Origin of the sequence: Bradyrhizobium sp. CCBAU 53340, from assembly GCF_015291645.1 — a bacterium.
Classification (GTDB): domain Bacteria; phylum Pseudomonadota; class Alphaproteobacteria; order Rhizobiales; family Xanthobacteraceae; genus Bradyrhizobium.
Genome location: NZ_CP030056.1, coordinates 654,454 through 670,946, shown reverse-complemented (window position 1 = coordinate 670,946; position 16,493 = coordinate 654,454). Strand labels below are relative to the sequence as shown.

General features: G+C 59.6%; 7 protein-coding genes and 3 pseudogenes. 4 read left to right on the top strand and 6 right to left on the bottom strand.

Annotated features, from left to right (window positions below; translation table 11 throughout):
- Window positions 1-420: 420 nt before the first annotated feature.
- Complete coding sequence (locus XH89_RS39660; protein WP_128955125.1) at window positions 421-1,506, bottom strand: uridylate kinase; 1,086 nt, start codon at window positions 1,504-1,506, stop codon at window positions 421-423.
- Between the two features lie 1,262 nt (window positions 1,507-2,768).
- Between XH89_RS39660 and rpoN the strand changes: the two genes are divergently transcribed.
- Entirely contained in the window at window positions 2,769-4,373 is a 1,605-nt protein-coding gene (gene rpoN, locus XH89_RS39655) for an RNA polymerase factor sigma-54 (RefSeq protein ID WP_128929881.1), read from the top strand.
- Between the two features lie 579 nt (window positions 4,374-4,952).
- On the opposite strand, the pseudogene XH89_RS39650 reads toward rpoN, so the two are convergent.
- Window positions 4,953-5,214: pseudogene (locus tag XH89_RS39650) on the bottom strand (transposase); the annotation flags it as partial.
- Window positions 5,215-5,417: 203 nt separating this feature from the next.
- Between XH89_RS39650 and XH89_RS39645 the strand changes: the two are divergent.
- Both XH89_RS39645 and XH89_RS39640 read left to right on the top strand, forming a co-directional pair.
- Window positions 5,418-5,872: pseudogene (locus tag XH89_RS39645) on the top strand (transposase); the annotation flags it as partial.
- Window positions 5,873-6,891: 1,019 nt separating this feature from the next.
- Complete coding sequence (locus tag XH89_RS39640) at window positions 6,892-7,098, top strand: cold-shock protein (RefSeq protein WP_128929882.1); 207 nt, start codon at window positions 6,892-6,894, stop codon at window positions 7,096-7,098.
- Between the two features lie 706 nt (window positions 7,099-7,804).
- Here the strand turns inward: XH89_RS39640 and istB are convergent.
- From istB to XH89_RS39620, 4 genes and pseudogenes are all read right to left on the bottom strand, one after another.
- Window positions 7,805-8,617 carry an IS21-like element helper ATPase IstB gene (istB, locus tag XH89_RS39635; protein ID WP_206736872.1) on the bottom strand — a complete coding sequence of 271 codons (813 nt, stop codon included), beginning with the start codon at window positions 8,615-8,617 and terminating at the stop codon, window positions 7,805-7,807.
- Entirely contained in the window at window positions 8,614-10,086 is a 1,473-nt protein-coding gene (istA, locus tag XH89_RS39630; RefSeq protein ID WP_128955127.1) for an IS21 family transposase, read from the bottom strand. Before istA ends, istB begins: the two co-directional genes overlap by 4 nt.
- A 281-nt stretch (window positions 10,087-10,367) precedes the next feature.
- Window positions 10,368-11,393: an IS110 family transposase gene (locus tag XH89_RS39625; protein WP_164934317.1), complete on the bottom strand. Its 1,026-nt coding sequence runs from the start codon at window positions 11,391-11,393 to the stop codon at window positions 10,368-10,370.
- Between the two features lie 2,105 nt (window positions 11,394-13,498).
- A pseudogene (locus XH89_RS39620) lies at window positions 13,499-14,387 on the bottom strand (IS110 family transposase).
- A gap of 1,734 nt (window positions 14,388-16,121) precedes the next feature.
- Between XH89_RS39620 and XH89_RS39615 the strand changes: the two are divergent.
- Entirely contained in the window at window positions 16,122-16,433 is a 312-nt protein-coding gene (locus XH89_RS39615; RefSeq protein ID WP_128929884.1) for a hypothetical protein, read from the top strand.
- Window positions 16,434-16,493: the final 60 nt, after the last annotated feature.

The following is a 16,493-nucleotide window of genomic DNA, read 5'->3' as shown; positions in this document are numbered from 1 at the left end:
CGACTAGCTCCCTGGGGACGGGCCTAGTCGTCGGGCAGGTCGCCTACCCGCATCACACTGCGGCCCAGGTCAACCTGGACTCGGATACGGATACGCTAACCGCCCGCACTCACGGTGAGCCCGGCTACAGAACCAGTAGGCTAACGAAGGCCGTTTGCATGTTGGGCGCGCGGTAATTGGTTGCGCATCACTTGCCTGGCAGGCACCTGGCAGATCGTGCGTTCTGGCGTTGCGTAACTCAACTGCCCAGTAGCGGAATGCACTTATCGAAGGATCGGTCCGCTCGGCGATGGTCATCGTGACAAGCCATCTCAAGACTTCTACAAGGGAGGTGAAGTTGCCGCTGACGACTCATTTCCGCGGTGAGTAGCCGGCTCTCCCGACCTGCAGCGCGGTATATCGCCAATCAGGAGGTGATGGCTAGTGAGGTGCTTCCACCCCACTAGTGCGGAGCTCTGCATGGACCCTCTGAGCACAGTAAGAAGCGGCCTCAAGATCTCGCAATTCGTATGTCTTTGGCTTGGACCCGGTGAGCGCTAAAACAACAATCTTCTGCGCACTCCTCACGGGGTGGATGCCTTCCCGATGCAGAGCGGTAAGCGCGGCCTCCGCGTCATGCGTCAAATACCCCTCGGGGCTTTCATCCTGCTCGAGATCGATCCACATGATACCAAGCCTTCGTAAAACGTCTTCAGCATTACGTTTTTCGAAGACGCTTTGAAATGCAACCCGTGTTGCTGACGGGTTGATGACCACGCAAACCCCGCCTCCTGCGTCAGTCACCAAAGTACCGGCCATCTCATTCGGCAGTAACGATTTGCAGGAGATGGCTATTCTCCGGCCGGCAGCATAGTCGATTGCGCCATGGTGAAGCACTTTCGCCCCGCAGCGTGCTATCCGACTTGCGTTGGCATAGGAGACTGTCGGGAGCAGCCTTGCTTGCCTCACAATCCTCGGATCGGCGGAGTAGATGCCACAGACATCCGAGTAGACTTCGCAAACGCCACTTCCCACCATATCGGCGGCTATTACCGCAGTCAAATCCGAGCTATTGCGGCCGAGCATTGAGACCCGTCCACCTTCATCCAGACCCTGCGCTCCGGCAAGGATTACCACGCGGCCATAATCGAGCGCCTTTAGCAGCGGTTTGTTGTCGACCTCCTCGATGACCGTCCTACCTAGAACCAAGGATGTCTTGATTCCAATCGAATAGCCAAAGAGCGATGATGTCGGCACCGAGTGTCTTTGCAATGCTGCCTCAAGAAGTCCAGCGGAAATCATTTCTCCCGCTGTCAGGACGGTGTCCAAGGCAACGGTGCTGCAGATTTCATTCACAGAGAGCGCTAGAGACTTCAGTACGTCCGTCTGGCCGTGCATCGCGCTAACGACGACCACGACTTGCCGCGCGTCATTTGCAAGCCTATCTACTATATGTCTGGAGACAGCGCGGTACGCCTCCGCATCACGAAAGCTCGATCCCCCAAACTTCATTACTTTGATTGACATGCGCCGTGGCCCAACGTGCGAGATCACTTGCTTTAACTCACCCGGCGCCGCATTAGATCAGACGACGAGCCGCTTCGCGCGCTCGACATCCGGCTGCTTCTTGAGAGCTGCTCCTCGCGCTAGGCTTGTCATCGTCGCAGCAATAGCTGTACCACGAGATAGCTCACGATTAGCGCCGCCCGGCATCTCGCTGGCGGCTTGGGCGTGTTGCGGCAGCACAGGACGATGCACCTAAACAATGGCGCGCTAGTTGCCTGAGACCTCCATCCCGCGTTGTTCGATGTCGCCCATCTTGATTGTTGCGGTTGCCACAAAGGTCGATCGGGCCGCTAGTTCACACACCGCAGCGAGCTCCGTCGTACTGCATCACTACCTGAGATCATCAACAAGGGACATGAGCGGCATCCGGCGTACTGGCTTGGCACACCTCTTGCTGATGCTTCCACTGAACAGATCTCGGGAGGCCTCTTGCTCAGTCCGTTGAATGATGTCCGGCACGCCGCGTTGTTGCTGCCCGGTCTCCGGCACTTGCCGCCCCAGACCTGCGATGGAGCGACGTGTTTCGCCCGGTTCACTCGAACGGGCGACCCACTGCGCCGAGCCAGAATTTGGCCAAATACGGCCTTGCACGGAAGAGCTCGCCTCTGGGAACGCGTTCCCAAGATGGTGCTGCGACCGCAGCGGCAAGCGGAGCGTTGCAAAAAGCGCTCCGGACCCTATGCCACCCTCGGCGGGGACAGCACCAAGCGATTATATGCGCTCTACCTCAGCCCGGGCCCCGCCGGGACACAAAGCCCTCGCTTTTTTTCAGCTGGAGCGACCACCGCCGGTAAGCAGTCCGGTCCTGCGCCTGTTAACAATCGAGGCGCGCCAATCGTGTCAGGCCAAGAACGTATTGTGTGGAAAGGCCGGACGATGACACACGCCTGCGGCGTAGGTCGCCGCGACAACTTCGATGCGAAACCCGGCAAAAACTATGGCCTCTGGCAATCAGAACGCAGATTCTATTTGCCAACTGGACAGTTCATTGTCGTGGCGCCCTCGTCTCGGTTCACCAGAACCAGACTATCAACAGCAGGCCGCATCCTTGGCCTCCCCACAGGCGGCCATCAAACATTCTATGAAGATAGAGCGAGAGGGGACTCTGCGCCTGTAGGGCGGGAGATCGCCTTGCGCTTCCATATCCACAACCGTCTGCGTGCCGAACATCAATTGGTAACTCGCATACAGACGCCGTACATCAGCCGGGGAGAGACCTTACAATGAGCCTGGGATATCAGCAGAATGTTCGGCAATCGCAATCAGCCGTACTATCGCCGCGCCTGGCGAAGGCGATAAAGCTGCTGAAATTGTCTAATCTCGATCTGGCTGATTTCGTGGAGGAGGAGCTCGAGTGCAATCCATTGCTGGAGCGCGACATAGACATGCTGACGCAAGAGGATGCCGGAACAACGACCGACCTCTTCAGCGAAGCCAGCGGTCCGGACGACGCTAGTGATCTTGACAGCGACGCGTTCGACAATAGCCAACAAGACGGCTTGAGCGTAGACCCTGGCACTCGCCCCGAGCTCGACGCGGCGCCCAGCCCGGAGCTTGACGATCTTCATTCCGAGCCATTTGATGAGGACATTCCTCAGAATTCGGACCAAGATCGGCTGGACGTCGGCACAGAGGCGTCCCGCAGCCGATCTTGTCAGGAAGACTATAATCTAGAGGCGTGCGTACCGAAAGAGATCACCCTCCGCGATCATTTGACCGAGCAGCTCGGACTCGCGCTGACGTCGCCCACAAAGCGACTCATCGGACGCTATCTAATCGACCTCGTCGATGACGCCGGATACTTGCCGCAAGACCTAGGAAATGCCGCCAAACGGCTGGGGGCCTCGCAAACAGATGTTGATCTCGTTCTGGCAACATTGCAGACGTTTGACCCTCCTGGCGTCTTCGCTCGTTCTTTGAAAGAATGTTTCGCGATCCAGCTGCGCGAGCGCAACCGCTATGACCCAGCGATGCAGGCACTGGTTGAGAACCTCGCTCTTGTACCTGAGGGGGTTCCTGCCCTGCGCAGCGTTTGCGGAGAGAGCGATGAGGACATCGCCGATATGATTGCGGAACTTCGGTCACTCGACTCGAAGCCGGGACATAAGTTTGGTTCGGTGCGCCTGGAACTTTTGATCCCAGATGTCTTTGTTCGCCGGGGTCATCACCACAATTGGGTAGTCGAGCTGAACAGTGAAGCGTTTCCCAGCATTTCGCTGAATCAGGTTTATTATCGCGATTTCAAGGGCAAAATGCGCAACCGTAATGACAAGGCCTACCTGGCCAATAAGTGGTCTGATGCACGCTGGCTGGTAAGTTCACTTGAGAGACGTGCGAACACAATCTTGAAAGTTGCGAGCGAAATTGTGCGTCAGCAACATGACTTTTTCTCCTACGGCGTAGAGCATCTACGACCCCTCAATCTGAAAGCAGTGGCCGACGCCGCGGGGGTGCATGAGTCCACCGTTTCACGCGTAACGAACAACAAGTACATGGCCTCCAATCGTGGACGGTTCGAGCTCAAATACTTCTTCAAACCATCCATTGCTTCAGCCGTCGGCGAGACGGCTCACTCGGCAGAGGCTGTTCGCCACCGCATTAAGAGGCTCATCGACTCCGAGGCCCAAGCATCAGTGCTCTCAGATGACGCAATCGTCGAGCTATTGCGTTCCTCTGGGATCGATATAGCGCGCCGGACGGTCGCAAAATACCGTGGCAAAATGGGCATCCCTCCGTCCGTGGAGCGACGGCGCCAGAAGCAAGCTGCTCTCGGCTATGTTTCCTCAACGACTCCGCTCAATTCCCCAGACCGTACGGAGGCGGCTTGATCCTATTGAAGGATTTCGTTCACAGCGGCGGAGAAACGCATAGTTGAGCTGTCAGGCAGGACCATCAAGCTTGCTAGGCGCCGGGGATTGCCCCCAACCGCCTAAAGCCCTTAGATTGAAGACGGCCAATTGGGGCGTTAAGTCGCCCCGACGGCCGTTCTGCTAGGCTCAGGGGCAACGGCTGCATCCTTTCGCAGCCCCGATGGCCCCGCGTGAGCGTGATCCTCTCTCAGGCTGCTACGCGATTTTCATAAGCAAGAAATGGGTTGACTGGTTTAAGCAGGGCATCCGAAGCATCGATTGGAGCTCTGCCGCTAAATTGCTTGGTCAACCCTGCACTGATGAACCATAAGATGCCATCGGCGAGCATCCTGTGGGACGCTTGAACACTTCGTCTCACAAGATCGCCGTGTTGATGCCTAGGCCGCTCCTCGACGGGTAGATACCGCGCCTCAAATGCTGAGAAACGAAGAGACGTTCGATCCAATTGACGCAAGCTCCGCTGCCAGCACCCTGCCGGGGCATGGTGTAGCTGACGGTAGGTTACCTGCGATTTTCCGGCAGGCGGGTCGGAAGGCATCAGCCTGCCACGTCGGGCAGACCGACGATGAATTCATCGCTTAATGGCGCGATGCTTTCCGGCGTCATGTAGCGGGCGCCTGGACCGCACATTCGTCGTTCTGCTCGACAGGGTCGCATCGATTAGGTCGGCGATTGCGTCTCCGTTAGGGAAGATGCCGACGACCTCGGATCGCCGCTTGATCTTGCCGTTGAGGCGCTCGATCGGATTGGTAACCGGTATTTGAGTTTCTCGGTGCCGATGTCCCGCTGCGATATTCAAGATAGTGGCGTATGGTGCAACCATCGGGAGAGAGGCACCGGGAGCACCAAGGTGCGGGCAGGCCGATGCATACGATCAGCCACGAGCTCGGGTTAGTAGCTGGCCGCCTCTGCGACCAGCCCGGTTGCGCTGAGAGCGCGCATCCGTAGTTGTCGTGTCGCCCGTAGCTCCCGTCATGTGGTCTGATTTGGCAGGAGGTGCAAGTGCGACGGGTGATTGACATCGACGTCCGAACCTCGGAGAGGTGGTGGTTTGGGAGGATGGCAGCCTCCGACATGCGGGCCGTATTGATATAGACGCGGACTGCGTTGGACGGTTTTGGCAAGACCCTGCTGGCCAGTGATGCGGTGGTGGTCGAAGCGACCGCGAACAGAGTGGCGGTGTCGCCGGTTCTGGCGTCGTTCGTGGCACGCGTGATTGTCGCCAATTCGCATCAGGTGAAGGCGATCGCCCAGGCTCAAGTCGAGACCGACAAGATCGATGCCGGCACACTCGCGTGTCTGCAGGCGCCCGCGGCACCTGCCGCAGATCCGGACGCCTGACGCAGAGACGGAACGCAAGCGTCGGCTAGCGGCGCGGCGCTACCAGGTCGTGCGGCATCGCGCGGCTCAAGAACGAGGTGCAATCGATCCTGCACGCGCACCTGATCCCGAAGTGCTCCAGGCCTGCTCGCGGTCCCCGAGATCGTCCGCGCCACTTGTCGGGCCAAGCGCGCGTCCGCCGGGTTTCAGCAACGGTGCGCTTGATCTAACACCAGGCAGTACGATTATTGTTAGTTTTGCGCCAGCTGCCCATGTTAGATGTCCAACGATGGCAGCATGGGCGCTGCAACTGCTGCCGCGCATACCGTCATGGACCGCCTACATGCGGCAAGAGCCTCTCCCTCATAGCGCCAGGACCTATCTCAGGAGATTGAGCGTCACTCTCAAGCTTCTGGGCAACGGCCCAAATGTTCTGCGGCCGAGGCAATGCTGCGAGCAGGAGCATAGTCTCTCCCACACTCCTACATCACCAGAACCAAAACGGCAGAGCAACCTAGTCGGCAGTTGGTCCCGTTGTCATAAGGCGCGGCACGCTACTTGCTTAACGGCCAATGAGAATAGATGCATTGGTCTCTCGCGAGAACAGGTGCTCGATGACTTTTGTCAGGATACTTCTGCCAACACTTTGGCGCCGAGGCGCTGCAATCGCAAGCGGCGGTGCATCTTATATCCGAAGTAGCGACATGAGCTCTCGCTTGGATTCCATGCGAGCGGCCACAGCTGCCCCCACTAGCGCCGTGTCCGCTTTCACCGCCGTAGATCTCATCCAAACCGACCGGCGCACTTGCTCGACCGCTTTGCGCCGAGCGGTGCGCCTGACGGCGAATGACGGTCACCACCACCTTTCACTCTTCTTCCAACCTGCGTCGCTCGGACATGCGATAATGACGCCTTGCGTTGAGCAACGGCAAGCTGACAGTGCACCAAAGTCCGCAATCTTGTCGCGCCGCGATCGCACTTTTCATGGAGCACAAGCGAGCGCATCAAGTGAGATACGCAATTGTATGGCATACCGACGGCTTTTTACCTTCTTTCGCAATCTTACATTGTTCTACAGCGCCCTTGCGTGCGGCATGAGCTTCGCTGGCTGAGTGCGTACTTTTTGTTAGCTTTTGAAGACGCCGGAGTTCGACACATGGCAACAGGTATCGTGAAATGGTTCAACGCAAGAAAGGGATATGGCTTCATCAGACCGGATGACGGAGGTCCGGACGTATTCGTACACGCCAGCGCGGTCGCAAAAGCCGGAAGAAGCGACTTAGCCGAAGGCATACGAATTTGCTACGAGCTCAGGACCAGTGCGGCAGGCCGAACCTTTGCAGAGGACCTCAGCATCCCCTAGACCCTTTGTCCGCCCTGTGAGGTGACGGGCGGCCCCGCGGCAAGCTCCTATCGAGGGTTGCGCCGGATGGTCCGGCGCCGAACCCCAAGCATGGGGAGCGGGCCTGATGAACCATAGCATTTTCGTAGGGCTGGATGTACACAAGGCAACGATTTCGGTTGCGATGGCCCAAGGAGTGCGCGGCGAGGAAGTTCGCAACTTAGGGATCATCCTAATCGCGCCGACCAATCAACAAGCGGGCAAAGAGCCCAGGTCAAGCTGTGCATCCTCTATCACCCCTTGTCGGCGGCCAGCAAAGCCGGGGTGATCGTCACCACCGCCATTGCACGCGAGATGGTCGGCTGCCTGTGGGCGACGCTCTTCAAGTAAGAACTCGGCCCGGCCGCGTGTGAAGAGCGCTGGTCGAGCGTATCGGTGCCAGGGCGGGAGGCAGGGCGCGGTGGGGACTCCTCGTATGAGCCGGCATTGTCGACGCTCGCTCGCAGATCTCGCCGCAAGTCCAGCACGGGACCTATTTGACGCTGGATCGAACGAAGCCACGTCTTGTGAGCGTGTAACTATGGGGGCTTGATCTAGGCTGTAGCGCGGCAATCTGGGTAGGAAGTGCGCGGCAATCAGGATGGCGAGGCGTGTCGCGGCCTGATGATGATTGCCGCGATGATTGTCGCGCGCAAGAGTTTTGTTGAACTCTGATTGTCGCGCAGCGTCAATCAGCGACGGTTTTGGGTGTCGCGTGCGATGGCGGCCGTCCGGGACCGCGTTTTCGTTCGAGGGCGGTCCGTCTGCGATAGCTCTCGACGTTCATCTCGACGATGGTGGCGTGATGAACGAGGCGATCGATAGCGGCCAGGGTCATGGCGGGGTCCGGGAAGACCCTGTTCCATTCGCCGAATGGCTGATTGGCGGTGATCAGCATCGAGCGGCGCTCGTAGCGTGCACTGATGAGCTCGAACAGCACGCTGGTCTCGGCCTGATCCTTGGTGACGTAAGCGAGATCATCAAGAATCAGGAGATCGAAGCGATCGAGACGATTGATGGCCGCCTCGAGGTTAAGCTCGCGTCGCGCTAGCTGGAGCTTCTGCACGAGATCGGTGGTCCGGGTGAAGAGGACGCGCCATCCGTTCTCGATGAGGGCCAGGCCGATCGCTGCCGCCAAGTGGCTCTTTCCGCCGCCGGGCGGGCCGAACAACAGCAAATTGGCGCCCTTGCCCAGCCAGCTGTCACCGGCGGCGAGCGCCATCACCTGCGCCTTTGAGATCATCGGCACGGCTTCGAAGTCGAAGCTGTCGAAGGTCTTTCCGGTGGGCAAACGTGCTTCGACAAGGTGTCGTTCGGTCCGACGGCGGCCGCGTTCGGCAATCTCGTGCTCGGCGATGGTCGCGAGGAAGCGGCCGGCCGGCCAGCCTTCCTTGTCGGACTGTTCGGCAAATTGCGCCCACAGCACCTTGATGGCAGGCAGACGGAGCTCATTGAGCAGCAGATTGAGGCGCGCGGCATCAACCGTGTTCGTTACGCTCATGCGGCACCTCCGGTCTCGGCGGCACCGATGAGGCATTCGTAGGTCGCAAGCGGCACGAGCTGCACCACGACGTTCGGCAGGTTGGCGGGATCGGGGGCGAAGTAAGCACGTAGCCGGTTGAGGTCGGGCAGTTGGCCGGCCTCGAGATCGGCGGTGAGCTGATCGGCGAGTTCGGCCTCGCAGCCGCGTTCATGAGCGAGCGCGAGGAGATCGACCATGATCCGGCTGGCTTTTTTGTCCGGCAAGCGTTCGCGCAAGCGATCGAAGGTCTTCCGATAGGCATCCCGCGGGAACAGCTGATCTCGGTAGACCAGATTGAGAAGTGCCATCGGCTTGCGCCGCAGGGAATGGATCACGTGCCGATAATCGACGACCTGGTCGTACTTGCCATTGGGATGCGGCCGCCCACGCGGCAAGGTGACGAGATGGGTGCCCCCGACGAACACGTCGAGACGATCGTCGTAAAGGCGCACCCGCAGTCGGTGACCGATCAGGCGCGATGGCACCGTGTAGAACACCTTGCGCAGGGTGAAGCCGCCGGACGAGGTCACGCGGACGATCACCTCTTCGTAGTCGGAGGTGCGCCGATCGGGCAGCTCCTGCAACACCACGCGCTCGCTATCGATCCGCTTGGCGTTGCGGGCATTGCGGCGGCTGACGATCTCGTCGATGAAGCCGCGATAGGTGGCAAGATCGTCGAAGTCGATAGTTCCGCGCAGCAGCAAGGCATCCGCGATTGCTCGCTTGAGATGACCGTGGGGCCCTTCGATCGAACCATTCTCGTGAGCAACGCCTCGATTGTTGCGGGAAGGCCGCATGCCGTAATGGGCACAAAGGGCCTCGTATCGCTGCGTCAGATCGTCCCGTGCATCACGATTGAGATTGCAGAATGCGGCCGACAGACTGTCGGTCCGATGCTCCCGCGGCGCCCCACCGAGCGACCAGAGGGCATTCTGCAGGCCTTCCGCCAGGGCGACGAAGCTCTCGCCGCCAAGCACGACGTGGGCGTGCTCGAACCCGCAATAGGCCAAACGGAAGTGATAGAGACGATGATCCAACGGAGCACCCGCGATCGTAACACCCAACTCGTCCATGTCTGTGAAGTCGGAGAGGCCGAGTTGGCCAGGCTCGTGGGTTTGGCGGAAGATCACCTCCTGCTCCTCGCCGTGGACCGCCCGCCATGCACGGATCCGACGTTCCAGGGTACGACGGATACCGATGCCGAGATCCGGATGACGCCGTAGCATCTCCTCGAACACCGCCACCGGGCGTAAGCCAGGTGCCGCCTTCAGGATCGGGACGATCTCGGTCTCGAACACCTCGCTCAACGGGTCCGGTCGTTGCCGGCCGCGGGGCGCCTTCCTTTGCGATGGAAATCGGGGATCTCTCTCGATCCGATAGGCGGTCGACGCACTGAATGACGCCTTGGCCGCCGCCACTGGCGGGCTATCGGTCTGACGGTACTTCATGTAGAGCCTTCTGTGGTTGCCGCCCGCAATGCAAGAAGTTTCTGACCCTTTGGCGTGTGATCGAGTGCGGTCTTCTGTCAGGCCTTCCTTTACGGCATTTTCAGAAGCCGCTGGCCGGTATGGTGATCCGCGGACCAGGTCCAATTCTCATCTCCGAGCACGTCGGCTCTTTGGCTCTAGCTGGTTTCCTGATCCAGATCTGTTCGATCGTTGCGCCCATTCGGGTCGTCGCCTTCTCACACCCCCTTCGCCAACGTCAGGCTATTTCGTGCTGCATGCAGTCATGCCGTCACTGCCTGCGCTGGGTTCCGATAATCCTCCTTCCGGGTGAGCATGGCCCAAATCGTCCGAGCCATCTTGTTCGCCAAGGCGATCGCCACAAGCATGCGCGGCTTCCTCGCCAGCATCTGCGCCAGCCAGGATCCGCTAGGGATCGACTTGCGCCCGAGCCAGTTCAGCCGCGACATCGCCCCAACGATGAGCAACTGGCGAATGTCCGCCTGTCCTTCCTTCGAAACGCGTCCGAGCCTTTCCTTTCCCCCTGAGGAATGTTGCCGTGGGACCAAGCCGAGCCAAGCCGCGAAGTCTCGGCCACGTCGAAAGGCCGCCATGTCGGGCGCGAAAGCCTCGATCGCGAGTGCGGTCAGCGGGCCGACCCCCGGCATTGTCTGCAGCCGCTGCGCCGTGACCGTCCGCGTCGCCAACTTCTTGAGCTGCTCTGCCTTGGCATCGATCCGCTCCGTCTTGTAGGCGATCTGATCAATGAGACTCCGACATTCCTCGCGGACCAGTTCTGGTAGATCGCTGTTCGGATCTTCGAGGATTGCGTCAATGCGTTTAAGTTGTTCGATTCCTTGCGGGATGATATGGCCGAATTCGTAGAGAACAGAACGCAGCGCATTCACCAGATCGGTGCGCTGATGAACAAGGCGCTTCCGAGCCCGAAAGAGCACTGCCCTGGCCTGCTGTTCTTCCGATTTCGGCTCGACGAAGCGCATCTCGGGGCGCTGTGCCGCGATCACGATTGCTTCGGCATCAGCCGCGTCGTTCTTTTGGCGTTTCACAAAAGGCTTCACATATTGCGGAGCGATCAGTTTCACTTCATGGCCGAGCTTGACCATCTCCCGTGCCCAATAGTGGGCGCTGCCACAGGCTTCCATCACCACCACTGCCGATGGGTGGCCCGCCATGAACTTCCGAAACTGAAGCCGCGACAGTTTCTTTCGAAATTTCAAGTGTCCCGCCATTGACGCCCCGTGGAGCTGAAACACATTCTTGGCTAGATCCACTCCGATCACCGTATCCATCAATTTGCCGTCCTCTTCGCTTCGGGGTTCAAACACTGCGTTCTTGGCACATTACGATGCCGTCTGGGGAGGGCGGCAACCATCCCATCTCATCTGGTGATCTGTGATGTGTCGGCCGGGCAAGCGAGTGATTCCTCTTGGCGGAAGAACCACTTGCATAACCCCGCCGGCCGCGATCACCAGTCGGCGCGGTCCTCCTCGGGATCGCGCCGACGCTGGGCTCGTAACTCCGGTCGGGCTACGCCCTCCCTCCGTCACGAGCCCAGCGAAACTCTCTCACCTTGATTGACGCTGCCTTCCATCCTGATCGTCGCGCGACACTAGGCGCCCGTCGGCGCGATTGACTCGATGTCCGCGAGCGAGTGTGGCCGCCGGTTGTCGCTGAACTGGCAGCAAAGAACGCTGCCTATACCGGGACGCGACTTGCACGAGCGGCTCAGGCGCCACAGTTTGCTCGTTTTGACCGATGGCGGCGACGGTGCGAGGAACGCGATGCTCCAGCTGAAGCGGCAGGCCTGCTGTAGAGTGAGGGCAGCTGTGCTACGTCTGATTATGGGATCAACACCAGAACGCAACTGACGTCCCCGTCTGTCAGACTCGGGACAGTTGTCGCACTAACATGGCGTCGCGACGCTCTCGCAATGGTGCTCAGAATCCCCTAACTCATTTATACGTGTCAGAACTGTCATGCTCCCGCCGATGGCATCGGACTTGCTGATCCTCTCCTTGAGAGGCTTGCCCGGAGCTACTCCGGGGAGGTTTATTTGGCCCTGGAGGGGAATTGTAAATGGCGGAGAAGGCGTGCTCGAGATGCGGTCGATATCAATAAGATCAGGCTACGCGCTGACCAATACGTCCATTATCCAAGATACTGTTCGACCGATCCCACCTTCGGGCGCTCACGACCGCCTAAAACGGTAAAGCATGGAGCGCGCGGTGATCTTGGCACTCTGCGTGGCCGCTCTCGCAGCCGGTGGAGTGCTGCTTTCGTTCGCCAAGCAAGCGCTATACGTCTTGGCATTGGGGTAGGAAAGTAGCGTAGCGATCATGTGGCTGTGGCACTTGATTGGCGGCAGCCAATATTTGGATCAGCAGCACTGGCTGCGCAGGCCGCCAGGCGGGAGCTTTTTGACGACATCTTGGAGCCGACTGTCGAAACGACCGTGATAAGGAGTCGAACGATGAGCAGCTGGAAGTCCCTATTGAGCTGTACGGTGGTGGGAGTCCTGATGGTTGTCCAGTTGGAGCTGGCGACGGCAGCGCCGATGCCGAGGAGTGTCGGAGTCGTGCAGGCCTTTCCTGGAGGCACGACCACGATGTCCCCTGTCTCTCACTGCAACTGCGAACGGAGGATCTCCAGTCTTGCAAGAGCCGAACTCTTCCGTGGCGCAAGTACGAGCGGCGGCTGTTATGGCCCTTATTGCGTATATGCGGAGCCGCCTTATGGATACCCTCCGGTCAGTTATGGCTGCAGTCCGTACCATACCGGCCCGCGGTCGTACCCGTTCCGCGCATATCCCTGCCACGGTTATAGGCACGGTTGTTACGGACGCCACTGTTGTTATCGCCAGTACGACTGCCCGGATTTGTGACCGACCGGCGAGACGAAACTGTCGGCTACTGGTGAAGCGGATCTATAGCAAGGAGCAATATAAATGACCCCGATGTATGGTCCGGCCGTGCGTTGCAAGTGGTTTCGCCGAGCTGGCGGTGAGCGGTCTTGCATCAATGTATCCGGCCTTTGATTGGAGCATTTGCTCCGGCCACCATGGATATCAGCGCGCGTGCGTTCTCGTTAGCGGACAGGCCTCGATTGGACCATTCGGGTCACCAGTGTTCGCATGCGCCGGGAAGACCGAACCTCCATCTCGTCTCATCCTCTCGCAGACCTCGGCTGGAAATTATTGATAGGGGCTTACGTCATCGCTTGCTCCTCATTTTGCTCAGTTCCTTTGTTCGAGCCAAGGGCCGTTCCTTCGTCCCGGCCCGCAGAACGTCGATCGCGTCGCGCGCAGGGGCGGTCAAGGCCAGCCGTCGCGCTTGGCTTGCGGCTGGCTCCGGCGTTGCCAGGCTGCGCCTTGACCGCGCCCAGCACGGCGCGAGGATCAAGCGGGTCGGACGCCTGCATCGTCAGTCCTCGTCAGCTCGAAGGCGCGTCCTTTGGCCAGCACCGCCCAGGCGATGCGGGCAAGCTTGTTGGCGAGCGCGATCGCGAGCACGTTGTGGTGCAACCGCCTTTTGGCGGCTTCGATCCAGGACTTGAGCCCATAACTTTCCCAGTTCTTTATCCTGACCAGCACAACGCACGCCGCCTGCACGAACAGAACGCGCAGGTAGCGATTGCCGCGCCTCGAGATTTTGCCGAGGATCGTGCGGTCTCCCGTCGAGATCTGCTTGGGCAAGCCAAGCGCCGAAGTCGCGGCCTTTGGAGAATACGTCTCCGGTGCCGATCGCGGCCACCATGGCGCTCGAAATGATCGGCCCGATGCCAGGCACCGTCATTAGGCGCGAGCATGCCTGATCTTGACGGGCCAATGCTTCAATCTCGCCGGAGAGGCCATCGATGCGCTGATCCAGCCGGTGCCAGTCGCCTGCCAGCTCCTCGATGACACGCAACATGCGTGGCGACAGGGCATCGGCGCGCGTCGCAAGGATGGTGGGCAGTTCGGTGCGCAAGAAGCCGATACCTTGGCGCACGGCGATCCCGCGCTCCAACATGAAGGCGCGAATCTGGTTGATGATGCCGGTGCGTTGCGATACCAGCCGCTCGCGCACCCGGTGCAGCGCCTGCAGATCCAGTTGCTCCGCGGTCTTGGTCGCCACGAACTTCATCGTCGGGCGCTGCACGGCTTCGGCAATCGCTTCGGCGTCATTGAAGTCGTTCTCCTGTCCCCTGCTATAGGGGCGGACATATTTGGCCGGCATCAACCTCGCATCGTGACCAAGCGATGCGAGTTTGCGGCTCAGGTGATGTGCGCCGACGCAGGCTTCCATACCGATCAGGCAACGCGGCAGATTTGCGAGCCGCGCCTCCACTTGCCCACGCGGTCACTTTTGACGCAGAACGATGGCGCCGCGCGCATCGTGGCCGACGACGTTGAACGAGTTCTTGCCGATATCGATGCCGATCACGGCGATCGCGGTATTGGGTGTCTGAGACATGGTGTGCTCCTTGTCTTTGCCGCCCCTTACCAGCTTCGCTTGCTGGCGGGGGCAGGAGGCCCATTAGCGGAGCTCGGAAGAGGAGGCGAACATGCCGTCGATATCGGGAGAATCAGGCTCCGCGATGACCAATATGTCCGTGAGTTTATTCGAACCTGATAACGACGTTCCAGGCGGCAAGCAATTGTAAAAGAGAACGCATGGAACACGTGGCGTCTAGGCACTCCGGGGCGTCGCTCTGTCGAGGAATGTCTTGGCCATCTCGCTGTCAGTCATGCAGGTATACGTCGGCATTCATCTCCAGTGCCGGATCGAGGTCTGCATCCAGGTGCATCTCCGGCGCCGACATGCTCCGGCAACACTATCCATGCCTGTTGCGAGTGACTGTCGAGTTACGAAGAACTCATGACCGCACATGGACGCATGGAGCACGCAGAGCATGCTTTGCTGATCGCCGTGCTGGCGCTATTCCGGTATCCTGGGCGATCTCGGACAAGCTCGGTAAGAGTGCACAAACCGAAGCGATCAGCAAACCTGTGGACGCCGTCATCGACTGGGCCTTGTTCATGGCCAAGACCAGCCGCCGCACAATGGTGGAGATGGTAGCTGAGCTGGAATCTCCTGCGGCGTCTATGTCACGCGTTCGCCGAGCTTCGACAAGCCAGGCCGATCGCCAGGACGGGCACTACGTTGGGGCCGGCAGCAATCACGCCCTCCCGCTCGATGCCGTCGGGAGCGCTGACCTAAGCGATGTGAGGTTGATACTTTGTGCCTCCGTTATGAAAAGGCTTGAATCGCACCTAGCGTCACATTGTACGATCCTGGAATGAAGTCGAGACCTCTGGTGAACCAACGCCGGCTACTCCTTAGCACCTGGGATGGCATACTTGGCTGTGGAGTTCTCGTATCTGTTCTAGTGGAAACCGGATGAAACGCGCGCTTTTGACTACGGCCGCACTGCTTTTGTTGGTAGGCACTGCTTCAGCCCGCACGCAAGAGGGCCCACCGGAAGGCGCGCAGGAGCCCCCCGCCCGGGAGACTCCCTGGGACCCTGATGACCCGGGTGCGGCGTGCCGCCGGGTGCCGGTTCCTTGTTCTGAGGAAGAGAGAATTAAACATCCAGGCCGGCTGATTTGCGGCCATCAACGGCGCGGCAACTGCCGCACCTGACAAAGAGAGCCCGCCGACGACCGTGCAACTTGATCGATCGGCCGCTATTTGGACTTGTGTTAGTTACCGCCGTCCACATCGAGCCTCGACGTCAGCACACCGAGGCCTACTCACCGCGCCGCAACCTAATCTCGGCAGAGGCTACACTTATCGATGCGGAGATTCCGTTCCGGACAGCAGGGACCATAAGAGCCCGTCGATGGGGATAGTGCTCTAGGGTTGGGTGATGGCTCCGCGACAGCTGCAATGTCGCGGTCGATCTCTTGCGCAAGCGAGGCCAGTTCGCTCCTCGCAGTATCCACGATCCATTGATCGAGACCGAAAGCATCTTTGCCCCCATAACAAAGCCGTGAGCCGTCGAGCGAGCTCGCCGGCGGTGACGAACTTGCATTCCAGATGACTACTGTCCTGACTCACAAGTTCGCAATCGTAAAATCGCATTGGATTCGCTTGGTTGTGCCAGAGCTGGGTGCTGGAATAGCGACGAAGGATTTGATGTCGGTCCAGCTACTTGCGCCCCTGATATTGAGCGATGATGAGCGTGCCGCACTGACGTCACTGACGAAGCGGCGGAACACGGCGCAGGCGCTGGCTCTGAAAGCCCGGATTGTGTTGACCTGCGCGGAGGGAGGACAGAACAAGAAAGTGGCGGCCAAGCTGCGCCTGGAGCGGCGGGACGGTAGGCAAGTCGCGCCACCGTTTTTGTAGAGCAGCGCGTGGCCGGGCTTCACGACGAGCCGCGTTCCGGGGCTCCGCGCACGGTTGATG

Coding starts and splice junctions, on each gene's coding strand:
- rpoN (WP_128929881.1), top strand. CDS start 2,769: ATGAGCCTGGGATATCAGCAGAATGTTCGGCAATCGCAATCAGCCGTA.
- istA (WP_128955127.1), bottom strand. CDS start 10,086: ATGAAGTACCGTCAGACCGATAGCCCGCCAGTGGCGGCGGCCAAGGCG.
- XH89_RS39625 (WP_164934317.1), bottom strand. CDS start 11,393: ATGGATACGGTGATCGGAGTGGATCTAGCCAAGAATGTGTTTCAGCTC.
- XH89_RS39660 (WP_128955125.1), bottom strand. CDS start 1,506: ATGTCAATCAAAGTAATGAAGTTTGGGGGATCGAGCTTTCGTGATGCG.
- XH89_RS39615 (WP_128929884.1), top strand. CDS start 16,122: ATGACTACTGTCCTGACTCACAAGTTCGCAATCGTAAAATCGCATTGG.
- istB (WP_206736872.1), bottom strand. CDS start 8,617: ATGAGCGTAACGAACACGGTTGATGCCGCGCGCCTCAATCTGCTGCTC.
- XH89_RS39640 (WP_128929882.1), top strand. CDS start 6,892: ATGGCAACAGGTATCGTGAAATGGTTCAACGCAAGAAAGGGATATGGC.